We start from the raw sequence: 13,943 nt of genomic DNA, 5'->3' as shown, positions 1-13,943 counted from the left end.
TTATGCTCTCGCTCCTCGACCTCCGCGCCCGCATCACCGCCGGCACCCTGACGCCCGCGGGCGCGATCGACCTGTGCCGCGCCGCGATCGCCGCGCGGGAGCCGGACCTGCGCGCGCTGGTCACGCTCGACGCGGCCCCGGCGATCCCCGAGGCCGGGCCCCTGGCGGGCGTCGCGGTTGGAGTGAAGGACATCATCGACAGCGCGGGCCTGCCGAGCCAGATGGGCTCGTCGATCTACGCGGGCTGGACGCCCCGGGGCGACGCCGCCGTGGTCAGCCGGTTGAAGCGGCTCGGCGCCGTCGCGCTGGCCAAGACGACCACGACGGCCTTCGCGAGCAGCGATCCGACCGAGACGGTCAACCCGCACGATGCCGGCCACACGCCGGGGGGCTCCTCGGCGGGCTCGGCCGCCGCCGTCGGCGCCGGGATGCTTCCCCTGGCCCTGGGCACGCAGACGGCGGGCTCGGTGATCCGACCCGCGAGCTACTGCGGCTGCGCGGCGGTGAAGCCGTCGTTCCGGCTGATCCCCACGGTCGGCGTGAAGACCTATTCCTGGGCCCTCGACACGGTCGGGCTGTTCGCCGCCGGGGTCGCGGACGTCGCCCACGCCCTGGCGCTCGTCACCGGGCGCCCGGAGATCGAGCGGGCGGAGGCGGGCTCGGCGCCCCGCATCGCCCTCGTGCGGCAGGATTTCGCCGAGGCCCCCGAGCCGGAGGCGGAAGCCGCGCTCACCTGGGCCCGGCGGGCGGCCGAGCGATCCGGGGCGCGGGTGAGCAACCTCGCCCTGCCGCCGGAACTGGCCCAGGCCTGGGAGCGCCACCGGATTATCCAGAACTACGAGGGGCGGCTGGCGCTGGCCTGGGAGTACGACACGCAGGCCGACGCGCTCCCGCCCCGCGTCCGGGAGCATCTCGATGCCGGTGCAGCGATCAGCCCGGCCCAGTACGACGACGCGCGGCGCCACGGCCATCACGCCCGGCGCGTGCTCAAGGGTCTCTTCGCCGATTTCGACGCGATCCTGACCTTCTCGGCGCCGGGTCCGGCGCCCGCGACCCTGGTCTCGACCGGCGACCCGCGCTTCAACCAGCTCTGGACGCTGATGGGCGTGCCCTGCGTGAACGTGCCGGTGCCCGGCCACCGCCTGCCGGTCGGCGTCCAGGTGATCGGCCGCTTCGGCGACGACGGCCGGGCCCTGGCGGTGGCCCGGATGATCGAGTCCGCACTGCGCGGCTGATCGGGCGACCGCGCGCGTGGCCGACACGGCCGCGCGCGGGCTGTCCGTCCGGGGCGCTCAGGTCGTCGGTTGCTCGTGGAGCGTGTCCTCCACGTAGAGCTGCTCCAGCAGGACCTTGATCACCGCCATCAGCGGCAGGGCGAGGGCGATGCCCCATAGCCCGAAGATCACGCCGAGGATCAACTGGCCGGCGAAGATCGTCGCCGGCGGGATGTCGAGCGCCCGCTTCTGGATGAACGGCGTCAGGCCGTAGCTCTCCAGGCACTGGACCGCGAGATACACGCCGATCGAGCCGATCACCGCCTTCGTGCCCGAGGCCAGGGCGGCCAGGATGATGACGAGGCCCGCCACCAGCGGCCCGACCGTGGGCACGAAGGCGAGGAGGCCCGCCTGGAGCCCCAGGATCAGCGCGCCGCCGATGCCCAGGAAGGCGAGGCCGGCCCAGGTGCAAACGAAGATCACCGCCATGATGATCAGCTGGCCGAACAGCCAGTGCCGCAGGGTCTCGCCGGCCCCGTCGAGGACCTGGCTGGCGCGCCAGCGCTTCGCCGGCGGCACGAACCGGACCACCCCGTCCCGGTAGGCTTTCGGGTCGGCCGCGAAGGCGAGGCCCAGGAAGGCGATCACCAGGACGTTGCCGAGGGCGTCGAACAGGCCCAGGATCACCGCCGCGGCCGGCCCGAGCACGCTGCCCGCATCCGACACGACGGAGCCGCCGCCCTTCAGCAGACCGGAGGCGAGGCCCGCGAGGCCGCCCTCCCGCTGACCCGAATCCGTCGAGCCGTCCTTGCCGCCCTGCGGCGCGAGGCTCGGCACGTCGATGCCCCGCTCGGAGAGCCAGCCCGACACCGTGCTGGCCTGGTCCTTGATCGTGGTGCCGAGATCGCGGCCCTGCTGGACGATGGTGGCCCCGCCGTAGCTGCCAAAGCCGACCACCGCGACCGCGACCGCGAGGCTGACGACGGAGAGGCGCAGGGACCGCGGCAGAGGCAGAACCCGGCCGAGTCCGCGGGTCAGGCCGTCGAGGAACACGCCGAGGAGCACGCCCGCGAAGATCAGCAGGAGCGTGCCGGCCGACATCCAGGCGAGCGCCAGCGCCGCCACGAAGCACACCACGGCGATCCCGGAGGCCGCGAGGGGCGCCGTCCCGCGCCAGGGCCCGACAGGGCCGTCCAGTTCCTGAATCCTGCTGTCCGACATCGTCACTCCTGCACCGCGGGCTCACGAACGCTGCGGGCCCTCAGCGGTCAAGTCCGGTCGCCGGCTTCTGTGCGCGCCGCGGGGACCGGATCGTCGCCCGCGCGTTGTCCGCGCGCCCCCGGACGACGGGTCCGGCCCATCAGGAGACACCCCATGAGCAGCTACGGCGACACCCAGGTCCGTTCCCTCGGCCCGGGCCGCACCGTCGACACCGGCGATCAGCTCAGCAGCGTGGTCCTGCTCGGGATCGCGGTCGCCGGCGCCGCGGTCGCGGTGCTGCTCAACGCGCTGATCGTGTAGCCCAGGGACACGGTCTCGGGCGCGGCCTCACGAGCGGCTCTCAGCCCCAGCGGCCGGCCGCGGCCTCGTCCCTGGCCGTCGCCTCGACCCAGCCGCCGGTCGTACCGTCGGCGAGGTGCTCGCGCTTCCAGAACGGGGCGCGGGTCTTGAGGTAGTCCATCAGGAAATCCGCGGCCTCGAAGGCCGCGACCCGGTGGCTCGCGGCGGTGACCACCAGCACGATGCCGTCGCCCGGACGGACCAAGCCGTGTCGGTGGATCACCCGCAGGGCCTGGAGCGGCCAGCGGGTCATCGCCTCCTCGGCGACCCTCCGGATCTCGGCCTCGGCCATGCCGGGGTAGTGCTCCAGCTCCAGGGCCGTGAGCCGCCCGCCCTCGTCGCGGCACAGGCCGGTGAAGGTCACGACGGCGCCGGCCTGGCCGCCCAGCGCGGCGCTCAGGCCGGCGATCTCGGCCGCGGTGTCGAAGGGCTCGGCCTGGATGCCGACGCTCGGGACGGGGGCGCTCATGGCCCGATCCATAGGAGGCCGCGGCTTTGCGGACCAGCCCCGTCCTGTCACACCCCGTCCCGCCTCTATATGAGACGGTCCGTCGCGCCCTGCCGGCCCGGCGCGCGGTCCGCCAACGTCCGGATGTCCCCGCGCGCTCCGGACAGCGCTGGAGAAGGATATCCGCGTGACCCCCGACCTGATCCTGCCCTACGACGGCGTGCAGCCGGACTTCGCCAGTCGCCCGGTCTGGTGCGGCCGCGGCAGCACGGTGATCGGCGCCGCCCGAATCGGCGCGCAGGCCTGGATCGGCGACGAGGCGGTGATTCGCGCCGACGGCCAGACCGTCACCCTCGGCGACCGCTTCTGGCTCGGCCACCGCTCGACGGTGCACATTGCCACCCGGACGCACGGCACCCGGGTCGGCGACCGGGTCACGGTCGGGCGCAACAGCGTCGTCCACGCCTGCACAATCGGCTCCGACGTCGTCATCGAGGACGACGTGGTGATCCTCGACGGGGCCGAGATCGGCGACGGCGCGGTGATCGAGGCCGGCGCGACTGTATTTCCCCGCGCGACGCTGCCCGGCGGCTACGCCTATGCCGGCAGCCCGGCCCGTCCGGGCCGCACGGTCGACTCCGACGAAGTCGCGGAGCGTGCCGAGCGGTTGCGCGAGCGGATGGGCGACGGGCCCGCTTACCCGGCCGGGGAAGCGCCGGAGGTCGAGGACAGCGTCTTCGTGGCGCGCACCGCCCGCCTGCGCGGGCGGGTGAGCCTCGGCGCGGGCGCGAGCGTGCTGTTCTGCTGCGACCTCAACGCCGAAGTCGGACCGATCGTGGTCGGCGCGGATACCAACATTCAGGACAACACGGTCGTCCGCCCCCGGGCAGACGGGGTGGTGATCGGCCGGGATACCACCATCGCCCACAATGTCCGGATCGCGGATTGCCGGATCGGGGCGCGAGCGCTGATCGGCATCGGCGCGACGATCGCGTCGGGAACCCTGATCGCCGACGACGTCATGCTGGCGGCCGGTGCCACCACCGATCCCGGGCAGATCCTAGAGGCCGGCTACCTCTGGGGCGGCCGCCCGGCCCGCATCCTCGCGCCCCTCGACGCCGAGAAGCGCGCCATGATGATCCGCATCGTCGAGGGTTACTGCCGGCACGGCCGGGAATACCGGGCCGCGCAGGAGGCGCTGGCTTGACGAGCCGCGGTCAGTGCTGGAGGATTTTCGACAGGAAGGTCTGCGCGCGCTCGGAACGCGGGCTGCCGAAGAACTCGTCCTTGCTGGCGTCCTCGACGATCTCGCCGCGATCCATGAAGATCACCCGGTCGGCGACCTTGCGGGCGAAGCCCATCTCGTGGGTCACGACCATCATGGTCATGCCCTCCTTGGCGAGTTCCACCATCACGTCGAGAACCTCTCCGACCATCTCGGGGTCGAGGGCCGAGGTCGGCTCGTCGAACAGCATCACCACCGGGTTCATGGCGAGCGCCCGGGCGATGGCCACGCGCTGCTGCTGACCGCCCGAGAGCTGGCCCGGGAACTTGGTGGCGTGGGCGCTGAGGCCGACGCGGGCGAGCAGGTCGAGGCCGCGCTTCTGCGCGTCCTCGGCGCCGCGGCCGAGCACCTTGCGCTGGGCGATGGTCAGGTTGTCGGTGATCGACAGGTGCGGGAACAGCTCGAAATGCTGGAACACCATTCCGACCCGTGAGCGGAGCTTGGGCAAGTTGGTCGCCTTGTCGGCGACCTTGGTGCCCGCCACCGTGATCTGGCCCTTCTGGAAAGGCTCCAGGGCGTTGACGCACTTGATCAGGGTCGACTTGCCCGAGCCCGACGGGCCGCAGACGACCACGACTTCGCCCTTGGCGACCTTGGTGGTGCAGTTCGTCAGCACCTGGAAGTCGCCGTACCATTTGCTGATGTTGTCGATGGCGATCATCGTCTCGCCGGGCGCTGCCGCGGGCGCGCCGGAGGTCAGGCTGCCCGGCTGCAGCCCGGCATCCTTCGGCGCGTGGCTGGCATCGGCGATGGGTTCGGCGGCGGTGGGAGCCGGCATCGGGGACGAGGTCATGACACGGTCTCCAGTGTCGGTCAGCGGATGATGGCCACGCGGCGCTGCAGGCGGCGCACCAGGTACGAGGCCGAGAAGCAGATCGCAAAATAGACCACGGCGGCGAAGACATACATCTCGACGAGGCGACCGTCGCGCTGCGCGACCTTCGAGGCGGCGCCCATGAAGTCCGTGAGCGACAGCACGTAGACCAGCGACGTGTCCTGGAAGAGAATGATGGTCTGGGTAAGCAGGAGCGGCAGCATGTTGCGGAAGGCCTGCGGCAGGATCACGTTGCCCATGGTCTGCCAGTAGTTCATCCCGAGCGCCTGCGCGGCGGCGGTCTGCCCCTTCGGAATCGACTGGATGCCCGCCCGCATGATCTCCGAGAAATAGGCCGCCTCGAAGGCCATGAAGGTGATCAGCGCCGACGGGAAGGCGCCGACCTGGATCGGCGTCGAGGAGCCGGTCAGGTAGGCGCCGATATACGGCACCAGGAAGTAGAACCAGAAGATCACCAGCACGAGGGGCAGCGAGCGGCACAGCTCGACGTAGCCCTTGGCAAGGTGCCAGAGGCCGGGAATCCCCGACAGGCGCGCCATCGCCAGGAGCGTGCCGATGATCACGCCGCCCACGGCCGCCATCGCGGTGAGTGTCACGGTGAAGACCATGCCCTGACCGAACAGGTAGGGCAGGGACGAGACGATGACGGAGTAGTCGAAATTCGAGAGCATCGGGGCCTGTTACCGGTGGCCGTCGGGCGGGGTGGCGAAGCGGGAGCGGGCGGCCCTCAGCGCTGGCCGGGGATGGCGACCGCCTTCTCCAGGAAGGTCGCCGCCGTGACGACCACGAGGTTGATGATCACGTAGAGGATCGTCGCTGCCGTGAACGCCTCGAACACCTGGAACGAGAATTCCTGCATCGAGCGGGCCCGGGCGGTCAGCTCCAGCAGGCCGATGGTCAGCGCCACCGACGTGTTCTTGAGATTGTTGAGGAATTCCGAGGTCATCGGCGGCAGGATGATCCGGTAGGCGTTGGGCAGCAGCACGTAACGGTAGGTCTGATAGGTCGTGAAGCCCATGGCGGTGCCGGCCATGCGCTGGCCTCGCGGCAGCGCCTGGATGCCGGCGCGAACCTGCTCGGCCACGCGGGAGGCGGTGAAGAAGCCGAGGCAGACCACCGCCGTGTAGAACGGCGCGTCGGGCAATTGCTTGATCGCGTCGCCGATCCGGGTCGGCACCACCTCAGGAAGCACGAAGTACCAGAGGAACATCTGCACCAGCAGCGGGACGTTTCGGAACAGCTCGACATAGGCCGTGCCGACCGCGTTCGCGGGCTTGGACGGCAGGGTGCGCAGCACGCCGATTAGGGAGCCCAGGAAGAACGCGATCACCCAGGAGCAGAGCGCGGTCGCGATCGTCCACATGAGCCCCGAGAGCAGCATGTCGAGATAGGTGCCGTTGCCCTCCGGCGAGGCGTCGAAGAAGATCCGCCAGTTCCAGTTGTAGTTCATCGCGCCGCTTCTACTGTGGACCTATAGAGACGCACCGCAGGCGGGAGCCCGCGGTGCGCATCATGGCATGAAAGCGTACCGGACGGATCTCAGTAGGCCGCCGGGTCGGGGCTCGAGATCGGGGTCGTGAACTGCTTCTTCATCTCCGCGCTCATCGGCAGGTTGAGGTTGATGTTGCGCGGCGGGATCGGCTTGGTGAACCACTTGTCGTAGAGAGCCTTGCCCTCGGGGCTCGTGTAGAGCTTGGCGGTGGCCTCGTCCGCGACCTTCTTGAACTCCGGGTCGTCCTTGCGCAGCATGATGCCGTAGGGCTCGGGCTTCGACAGGGCCTCGGTGGAGATCTCGTAGGCGGACGGGTCCTTCGAGGAGGCGGCGAGCGAGGCGAGCAGCACGTCGTCCATCACGAAGGCGGCGGCGCGGCCGGTCTCGACCATCAGGAACGCCTCGGCGTGGTCCTTGGCCGGCAGGATCGTCAGGCCGAGCTTCCGCTCCGTGTTGGCCTCGTTGATCTGCTTGATGTTCGTGGTGCCCGAGGTCGACACGACGGTCTTGCCCTTCAGGTCCTCGATCGTGTGCAGGTTGGCCGACTTCTTCGAGACGTAGCGGGTCGCGGTCAGGAAGTGCGAGTTGGTGAAGGCAACCTGCTTCTCGCGCTCGGCGTTGTTGGTGGTCGAGCCGCACTCGAGGTCGATCGTGCCGTTCGCCATCAGCGGGATGCGGGTGGCGGAGGTGACCGGGTTCAGCTTCACCTCGAGGTTCGGGAGGTTGAGCTTCGCCTTCACGGCGTCGGCGATCTTGTAGCAGATGTCCATCGCGTAGCCGACCGGCTTCTGGTCGGCGCCGAGATACGAGAACGGCACGGAGGCGTCGCGGTAGCCGATGACGATGGCGTTGGCATCCTTCACCTTCTTGAGGGTGCCGGTCAGCTCCTCCGCCCGGAGGCTCACCGGGGCGAGGGCGAGGGTCAGGCCCAGCGCCGCGGCAACGCCGCGGCGAGCGATATCAGACTGCATCGGTACGGAACTCCTGGATCGAGCCGAACAGTGTCGGCTGGCGGCGGGGTACGCGGGCCCGCCCGCTCGGGCGACGCCTTTGCAATGATGGTGCCGGGAGAAGGATCGAGACGCCGCTCAAGCCTGCGGCCGAGTGCGGACACGTCGCGGCCAAGCTTCTGCGCACGCCCGCCGACGCGATCTCCGCCGTCCTCATGGCCTCCTCCCAGGCGCTGAGCCGGCCTCTCGCTCGCGCCGGCGGCATCATGCACACTTCTTAGGCGTACGCACGCGGTGTAGAGGGCGGATCCGCCAACTTGGCTGACGAATCCACGGCATAGAAAACGAGAACGCCGCCCCACGCGGTATCGCGGAGCGGCGTCGGTCCGAAAACAGGAGCTGTCGGGGCGGCTTACTTCGTCAGCTCATTGCCGCTGTAGTCGATCTTACCGTCCGGCCCCTTCTTCCACTCGTACATGACGTAGTCGGGCCGGGTGATGTCGCCCTTCTTGTCGTAGGCGATCGGGCCGACCACCGTGTCGACCGGCTTGCCCTGGTGCAGCCAGTCGGCGAGCTTCTTGCCGTCGCTGGATCCGGTCTCGGCCATCGCCTTCGCGAGGACCTGCACGGCCGCGTAGGAGTAGAGCGTGTAGCCCTCGGGATCGATGTTCTTGGCCTTGAAGGCGGCGAGCGCCGCCTTGGCGTTCGGGTTCTTGCGGGCGTCCGGCGGGAAGGTGGTCAGCGTGCCCTCGGCCGCGGGACCGGCGATCGCCACCAGTTCGCGGTCGACCATGCCGTCGCCGCCCATCATCGGCGCCTTGAGGCCCTGGTCGCGCATCTGGCGCAGGATCAGGCCGGCCTCGGTGTAGTAGCCACCGAAATAGACGACGTCGACGTTGGCAGACTTCAGCTTGGAGACGAGCGCCGAGTAGTCCTTCTCGCCCGGGTTGATGCCCTCGGACATGACCTCCTTGCCGCCCTTGGCCTTGAAGGCCTTCAGGGTCTCGTCGGCCAGACCCTTGCCGTAGGGGGTCTTGTCGTGGACGAAGGCGACCTTCTTGCCCTTGAAGTGATCGGCCAGGTAGTTGCCCGCGACGGCGCCCTGCTGGTCGTCGCGGCCGCAGGTGCGGAACGTGTTCCACATGCCCCGCTCGGTGAACTTCACGTTCGTGGAGGCCGGCGTGACCTGGATGATGCCGGCGTCGAGGTAGACGTCGGAGGCCGGGATCGACACGCCGGAATTGTAGTCGCCGACGACCATCTTGACGCCGTCGCTGGCGAACTTGTTGGCGACCGAGACGCCCTGCTTCGGGTCGGAGGCGTCGTCGCCGACCGTCACGCTCAGCGTGGTGCCCTTCAGCGTCCCGGCCTTGTTGAGGTCCTCGACCGCCTGGCTCGCGCCGTTCTTGAGCTGCGCGCCGATGGCGGCGCTGTTGCCGGTGATCGGCGCGGCGACGCCGAGCTTGACCTCGGCCGCCTGCGCGGCCGCCACCATCGCGCCGAGGGCGAGCCCGGCCAGCAGAATCGATCTCATCGCGTACTTCCCCTCAATGTCAGGACCGCACGTGCGGATCCGGCCGCACTCATCGGACCTCGCCCGCGTCGGGCGCCCGCGCGCGCCACGTCAGCGGTGAGGTCTTCTCGTAGAGCCAGCGGTACTGGCTCGTCATCTGGCGCGTCCGCGTGTAGCGGAAGCCCGCCGCGCCGATGATCATGACGACGACCGCGTCGACCGCATAGTAGTGCAGCGACAGCAGCGTGCCCGAAAACAGGGCGTAGTGGATGAAGCGCACGGCGGCCGCCACCAGAAGCAGCGCCAGGGCGCAGTGCCAGAACGGCCGCCAGCCCCGCGCGATGCCGCGGGCCGCCATCCAGCCGGCCCAGCCGCCCATCACCACCGTGACGAGCAGGAACAGCCAGGCCGACGGCTCCTCGTACAGGATTCCCTGCAGCGCGCTCATGTGATGTCCGGTCGATTGCTTCGGTTAACGCGCCCCTCGCCGTCATCGCGAGCGCAGCGAGGTGACCCAGGGGAGCGCAGCCTCGAAAGGTGGGGCGCCGCCCTGGATTGCTTCGCTCCGCTCGCAAAGACGGGGATGCCAATGTCATCAACCGAAAACGGCATCATGCCCCGACCGGGCCGGAATGGCCCCCCTCCAGGTAGGCGGCCTGGACGTTCGGATCGTCGAGCAGCGCCCGACCTGTCCCGCTCATCGTGACCCGACCGTTGACCAGCACGTAGCCGCGATGGGCGAGCTTGAGGGCGTGGTAGGCGTTCTGCTCGACGAGGAAGATCGTCATCCTGTCGGTCCGGTTCAGCTCCCGGATCGCGTCGAAGATGCCCTTCACCACCAGCGGCGCGAGGCCGAGGGACGGCTCGTCCAGCAGCAGCAGCCGCGGGCGGCTCATCAGCGCCCGCGCGATGGCGAGCATCTGCTGCTCGCCGCCCGACATGGTGCCTGCGCGCTGGTTCAGGCGCTCCTTCACCCGCGGGAACAGGGCGCAGACCTTCTCGAGATCCTCGGCGAAGAAGCGCCCGTCATGGAGCGCGGCGCCCATCTGGAGGTTCTCGTAGACACTCATGCGCGGGAAGACCCGGCGGCCCTCCGGCGACTGGGCGATGCCGAGCCGGGCGATGGCGTGGGTCGGCATCCGGGTGATGTCGCGGCCGTCGTACGTGATCGTCCCCGACCGCGCCTGCGGGCTGCCGAAGATCGTCATCATCAGGGTCGACTTGCCGGCGCCGTTGGCCCCGATCAGCGTGACGATCTCGCCCTCGGCCACGTCGAGGTCGACCCCGCGCAGGGCGGCGACGCTGCCGTAATAGGTCGAGACGTCGCGCACCGCGAGGAGCGGGGGCTTCTTCCCCGCCTGGATCGCCCGCGTCTCCTCGACCAGGACGTTGATGCCGGCGACGCTCATGCCGAGGCTCCCGTGTGGGCGTCGGCGTGCGGCACGGTGATCCCGACCTCGGCCTCCACGGCCTCGACCTCCTCGTCCTCGACGCCGAGATAGGCGGCGATCACCTTCGGGTCGGCCCGCACCTCGGCGGGGGAGCCGTCGGCGATCTTCACGCCGTAATCGAGCACGACCACGTGGTCGGAGATCTCCATCACCACCGACATGTCGTGCTCGATCAGCAGCACCGAGGTGTCGTGCGCGTCGCGGATGTGGCGCAGGAGCCCGTTGAGCTCCGCCGATTCCCGCGGGTTGAGACCGGCCGCCGGCTCGTCGAGGCAGAGCAGGACCGGGTCGGTGCACATCGCCCGGGCGATCTCCAGGCGCCGCTGCGCGCCGTAGGGCAGCGCGCCCGCCGGGTCATCCGCGCGCGCCATCAGGTCGATGCGCTCGAGCCAAGCCTTGGCCCGCTCGATCGCGGCGGCCTGCGCGTCCCGGTAGGTCCTGAGACCGAGCAGCCCGAGGATCGTGTAGCCCGAGGCCCGCATCAGCGGCGCGTGCTGGGCGACCAGCAGGTTCTCCAGCACCGTCATGCCCTGGAACAAGCGGATGTTCTGGAAGGTGCGCGCCACCCGGGCAGTGCGGTTGACCTTGTGGTTGGGCAGACGCTCCAGAAGGTGCGACGTGCCGTCGGCATGCGCCAGGGTCAGCATGCCCTCGGTGGGCTTGTAGAAGCCGGTGATGCAGTTGAACACCGTGGTCTTGCCGGCCCCGTTCGGGCCGATCAGCGCGGTGATGTCGCCGCGCCTGGCCTCGAAGGACAGGTCGGAGACCGCGGTGAGGCCGCCGAACCGCATGGTCAGGTGCTCGACCGTGAGCACCGGCGGGGGGAGGGGTGAGGTCGCCATCAGCCGTGCCCCTCGCTGACGTGGGCGCCCGAGACCGCGCGCCGCTGGCCCAGCGAGACCGACGGCATGCGCTCCGAGATCAGCCCGCGCGGGCGCCAGACCATCATGGCCACCATGGCCAGCCCGAACAGGAGCAGGCGGTACTCGCTCGGGTCGAAACCCTCGCCGAACACGGCCTTCAGGAAGCCGAGGTTGCGCAGCATCTCGGGCCCGCCGACCATCGCCACCGCGGCGATGGCGACGCCGACCTGGCTGCCCATGCCGCCGAGGACGACGATCGCCAGGATGATGGCGCTCTCCAGGAAGTTGAAGCTCTCCGGGCTGATGAAGCCCTGGCGCACGGCGAAGAACGAGCCCGCGAAGCCCCCGAAGGCCGCCCCCAGCGCGAAGGCCGTGAGCTTCGTGGCGGTCGTGTCGATGCCCAGCGACCGGCAGGCGATCTCGTCCTCGCGCAGGGCCTCCCAGGCCCGCCCGATCGGCAGGCGGCGCAGGCGCAGGGTGACGAAGTTGGTGATCAGGGCCAAAGCGAGGATCAGGTAGTACAGGAAGACGAGCCGGTGCATCGAATCGTACGGGATGCCGAAGGTCGCCGCGAAGCCGTCATCGCCCGCCGTGAACGGGATTCCGAAGAAGGTCGCCCGCGGGATCGACGAGATGCCGGCCCCGCCCCCGGTCACGTCGGTCCAGTTGATCAGGACGAGGCGGATGATCTCGCCGAAGGCGAGGGTGACGATGGCGAGGTAGTCGCCGCGCAGGCGCAGGACCGGGAAGCCGAGGATCATCCCCCACAGGCCGGCGAACAGGCCCGCCAGCGGCAGGCAGATCCAGAAGGACAGGCCGAAGGTGGTCGACAGCAGCGCGTAGGAATAGGCCCCGACCGCGTAGAAGGCGACGTAGCCGAGGTCGAGGAGGCCGGCGAGGCCGACGACGATGTTCAGGCCCCAGCCGAGCATCACGTAGGTGAGGATCAGGATGCCGAGGTCGATCCAGTAGCGGGCCGAGGACAGGCCGCCGGTCGCCAGGGCAGAGATCATCGGCAGGGTCAGCGCGACGAAGATGAACAGCCAGAGGGCGGGCTTGGAGGTCTTCTGGCCGGCGTCGGGCTCGGCGTGGACCGCCTCGGTCGCCTGCCGCGGGGCGGGGGTGAGCGCCCGCCGCGCGTCCCGGCGCAGCAGGACGAGTCTCTGGACGATGCGGGCGACGAAGATCGCCGCGCAGAGCGCCGCGACCAGCCCCCAGCGCGGCACGAGCACCAGCTCGGTCCCGGGCCCGGGATCGGTGCGGTAGGCGATGATCGGCACGCAGAGGCCGAAGGTGACCAGGGCGTAGAGGGCGGCGTCGCGCAGGATGCCGGCCATCGCGGAACCGGGGAGCGCGGTCTGGGAACCGGCCATCAGACTTTCTCGACCTCGGGCCGGCCCAGGATGCCCGAGGGCATGAAGATCAGCACGATCGCCAGGATCGAGAAGGCGGCGACGTCCTTGTACTCGATGGAGAAGTAGGCGGACCAGAAGGTCTCGATCAGCCCGATGATCAGGCCGCCGAGCACAGCGCCGGGCAGGGAGCCGATGCCGCCGAGCACCGCCGCCGTGAAGGCCTTCACGCCGGGCACGAACCCGTCCGAGAAGGACACGACGCCGTAGTACATGAGGTAGAGGACGCCCGCGACGGCCGCCAGCGCGGCGCCGAGCACGAAGGTCAGCGAGATCGTGCGGTCGACGTCGATGCCGAGCAGCGCCGCCATCTTGCGGTCCTGCTCGCAGGCCCGCTGCGCCCGGCCGAAGGGCGTGCGCTGCACGAGGTACCAGAAGCCGGTGAGCAGCACGGCGGTCACCACCATGATCAGCACCTGCTTCCAGGCCAGGAACACCGCATAGCCGTCGCGCTCGAACAGCGTGATGCCGCCCGACAGCATCGGCGGGGTCGGCTTGTTGCGCGCGCCCTGCACGACCTGCACGAAATTCGACAGGAAGATCGAGACGCCGATCGCCGAGATCAGCGGTGCCAGCCGGAACGAGCCGCGCAGCGGCCGGTAGGCCACCCGCTCGATCGCCCAGCCCCACAGGGCGGTGAGCGCCATCGCGACCACCAGCACCACCAGGAAGGCCAGCGCGATGGAGCTGACCCCGAGCCAGACCGTCAGCAGCAGGAAGGTGATCAGCGCGATGAAGCAGGAGACCATGAAGACGTCGCCGTGGGCGAAGTTCACCATGCCGATGATGCCGAACACCATCGTGTAGCCGATCGCGATCAGGCCGTAGATCGAGCCGAGCGTCAGCCCGTTGATCAACTGCTGTACGAAGACGTCCATGAACTCTCGCGCGCGCAGGGGCCTCGTGCCGCCTACGGAGAC

Annotated in this window: 15 protein-coding genes; 3 read left to right on the top strand and 12 right to left on the bottom strand. The window is 69.8% G+C overall.

Annotated elements, in window-relative coordinates; translation table 11 throughout:
• Positions 1 to 2: 2 nt before the first annotated feature.
• Positions 3 to 1,235 (top strand): amidase, encoded by a 1,233-nt coding sequence (locus MOTC310_RS04140; RefSeq protein WP_331300878.1) that lies wholly within the window; start codon positions 3 to 5, stop codon positions 1,233 to 1,235.
• 57 nt (positions 1,236 to 1,292) lie between these two features.
• Here MOTC310_RS04140 and MOTC310_RS04135 read toward each other — a convergent pair whose 3' ends face one another.
• Positions 1,293 to 2,435 (bottom strand): AI-2E family transporter, encoded by a 1,143-nt coding sequence (locus MOTC310_RS04135; protein WP_331289810.1) that lies wholly within the window; start codon positions 2,433 to 2,435, stop codon positions 1,293 to 1,295.
• Positions 2,436 to 2,588: 153 nt separating this feature from the next.
• Between MOTC310_RS04135 and MOTC310_RS04130 the strand changes: the two genes are divergently transcribed.
• Positions 2,589 to 2,735 (top strand): hypothetical protein, encoded by a 147-nt coding sequence (locus tag MOTC310_RS04130; protein ID WP_331300877.1) that lies wholly within the window; start codon positions 2,589 to 2,591, stop codon positions 2,733 to 2,735.
• Between the two features lie 40 nt (positions 2,736 to 2,775).
• Here the strand turns inward: MOTC310_RS04130 and MOTC310_RS04125 are convergent, their stop codons facing one another.
• Positions 2,776 to 3,243: a molybdenum cofactor biosynthesis protein MoaE gene (locus tag MOTC310_RS04125; protein ID WP_331300876.1), complete on the bottom strand. Its 468-nt coding sequence runs from the start codon at positions 3,241 to 3,243 to the stop codon at positions 2,776 to 2,778.
• A gap of 166 nt (positions 3,244 to 3,409) precedes the next feature.
• Here MOTC310_RS04125 and MOTC310_RS04120 point away from each other — a divergent pair, with 166 nt between their 5' ends.
• Positions 3,410 to 4,429: a gamma carbonic anhydrase family protein gene (locus MOTC310_RS04120; protein ID WP_331300875.1), complete on the top strand. Its 1,020-nt coding sequence runs from the start codon at positions 3,410 to 3,412 to the stop codon at positions 4,427 to 4,429.
• Between the two features lie 10 nt (positions 4,430 to 4,439).
• Here MOTC310_RS04120 and MOTC310_RS04115 read toward each other — a convergent pair whose 3' ends face one another.
• From MOTC310_RS04115 to MOTC310_RS04070, 10 genes are all read right to left on the bottom strand, one after another.
• Positions 4,440 to 5,168 (bottom strand): amino acid ABC transporter ATP-binding protein, encoded by a 729-nt coding sequence (locus MOTC310_RS04115; protein ID WP_331290282.1) that lies wholly within the window; start codon positions 5,166 to 5,168, stop codon positions 4,440 to 4,442.
• 152 nt (positions 5,169 to 5,320) lie between these two features.
• Complete coding sequence (locus MOTC310_RS04110) at positions 5,321 to 6,013, bottom strand: amino acid ABC transporter permease (protein ID WP_331289806.1); 693 nt, start codon at positions 6,011 to 6,013, stop codon at positions 5,321 to 5,323.
• 56 nt (positions 6,014 to 6,069) lie between these two features.
• On the bottom strand, positions 6,070 to 6,792 hold the full coding sequence (locus MOTC310_RS04105; RefSeq protein ID WP_331289805.1) for an amino acid ABC transporter permease: 723 nt from the start codon (positions 6,790 to 6,792) through the stop codon (positions 6,070 to 6,072).
• Between the two features lie 89 nt (positions 6,793 to 6,881).
• A complete protein-coding gene (locus MOTC310_RS04100) occupies positions 6,882 to 7,805 on the bottom strand; it encodes an amino acid ABC transporter substrate-binding protein (RefSeq protein ID WP_331289804.1) in 924 nt (307 codons plus the stop codon).
• 391 nt (positions 7,806 to 8,196) lie between these two features.
• Positions 8,197 to 9,318 (bottom strand): branched-chain amino acid ABC transporter substrate-binding protein, encoded by a 1,122-nt coding sequence (locus MOTC310_RS04095; protein ID WP_331289803.1) that lies wholly within the window; start codon positions 9,316 to 9,318, stop codon positions 8,197 to 8,199.
• A 49-nt stretch (positions 9,319 to 9,367) separates the two neighbouring features.
• Positions 9,368 to 9,736, bottom strand: coding sequence for a DUF6867 family protein (locus MOTC310_RS04090; protein ID WP_331301460.1), 369 nt, complete (start codon positions 9,734 to 9,736; stop codon positions 9,368 to 9,370).
• 172 nt (positions 9,737 to 9,908) lie between these two features.
• A complete protein-coding gene (locus tag MOTC310_RS04085; RefSeq protein ID WP_331300874.1) occupies positions 9,909 to 10,706 on the bottom strand; it encodes an ABC transporter ATP-binding protein in 798 nt (265 codons plus the stop codon).
• Positions 10,703 to 11,590: an ABC transporter ATP-binding protein gene (locus MOTC310_RS04080; RefSeq protein WP_331289801.1), complete on the bottom strand. Its 888-nt coding sequence runs from the start codon at positions 11,588 to 11,590 to the stop codon at positions 10,703 to 10,705. Before MOTC310_RS04080 ends, MOTC310_RS04085 begins: the two co-directional genes overlap by 4 nt.
• Positions 11,590 to 12,984 carry a high-affinity branched-chain amino acid ABC transporter permease LivM gene (gene livM, locus MOTC310_RS04075; protein ID WP_331300873.1) on the bottom strand — a complete coding sequence of 465 codons (1,395 nt, stop codon included), beginning with the start codon at positions 12,982 to 12,984 and terminating at the stop codon, positions 11,590 to 11,592. Before livM ends, MOTC310_RS04080 begins: the two co-directional genes overlap by 1 nt.
• Positions 12,984 to 13,901, bottom strand: coding sequence for a branched-chain amino acid ABC transporter permease (locus MOTC310_RS04070; RefSeq protein ID WP_149310851.1), 918 nt, complete (start codon positions 13,899 to 13,901; stop codon positions 12,984 to 12,986). Before MOTC310_RS04070 ends, livM begins: the two co-directional genes overlap by 1 nt.
• Positions 13,902 to 13,943: the final 42 nt, after the last annotated feature.

The organism is Methylobacterium oryzae (assembly GCF_036441375.1).
Taxonomy (GTDB): Bacteria; Pseudomonadota; Alphaproteobacteria; order Rhizobiales; family Beijerinckiaceae; genus Methylobacterium; species Methylobacterium oryzae_A.
Note: the sequence above shows the minus strand (reverse complement) of the source record. Positions and strands in the feature narration are given on the sequence as shown.

Bases quoted from the DNA above. Each gene is read 5' to 3' on its own strand.
- MOTC310_RS04140 (WP_331300878.1), top strand. From the start codon at position 3: ATGCTCTCGCTCCTCGACCTCCGCGCCCGCATCACCGCCGGCACCCTG.
- MOTC310_RS04135 (WP_331289810.1), bottom strand. From the start codon at position 2,435: ATGTCGGACAGCAGGATTCAGGAACTGGACGGCCCTGTCGGGCCCTGG.
- MOTC310_RS04130 (WP_331300877.1), top strand. From the start codon at position 2,589: ATGAGCAGCTACGGCGACACCCAGGTCCGTTCCCTCGGCCCGGGCCGC.
- MOTC310_RS04125 (WP_331300876.1), bottom strand. From the start codon at position 3,243: ATGAGCGCCCCCGTCCCGAGCGTCGGCATCCAGGCCGAGCCCTTCGAC.
- MOTC310_RS04115 (WP_331290282.1), bottom strand. From the start codon at position 5,168: ATGATCGCCATCGACAACATCAGCAAATGGTACGGCGACTTCCAGGTG.
- MOTC310_RS04110 (WP_331289806.1), bottom strand. From the start codon at position 6,013: ATGCTCTCGAATTTCGACTACTCCGTCATCGTCTCGTCCCTGCCCTAC.
- MOTC310_RS04105 (WP_331289805.1), bottom strand. From the start codon at position 6,792: ATGAACTACAACTGGAACTGGCGGATCTTCTTCGACGCCTCGCCGGAG.
- MOTC310_RS04100 (WP_331289804.1), bottom strand. From the start codon at position 7,805: ATGCAGTCTGATATCGCTCGCCGCGGCGTTGCCGCGGCGCTGGGCCTG.
- MOTC310_RS04095 (WP_331289803.1), bottom strand. From the start codon at position 9,318: ATGAGATCGATTCTGCTGGCCGGGCTCGCCCTCGGCGCGATGGTGGCG.
- MOTC310_RS04085 (WP_331300874.1), bottom strand. From the start codon at position 10,706: ATGAGCGTCGCCGGCATCAACGTCCTGGTCGAGGAGACGCGGGCGATC.
- MOTC310_RS04080 (WP_331289801.1), bottom strand. From the start codon at position 11,590: ATGGCGACCTCACCCCTCCCCCCGCCGGTGCTCACGGTCGAGCACCTG.
- livM (WP_331300873.1), bottom strand. From the start codon at position 12,984: ATGGCCGGTTCCCAGACCGCGCTCCCCGGTTCCGCGATGGCCGGCATC.
- MOTC310_RS04070 (WP_149310851.1), bottom strand. From the start codon at position 13,901: ATGGACGTCTTCGTACAGCAGTTGATCAACGGGCTGACGCTCGGCTCG.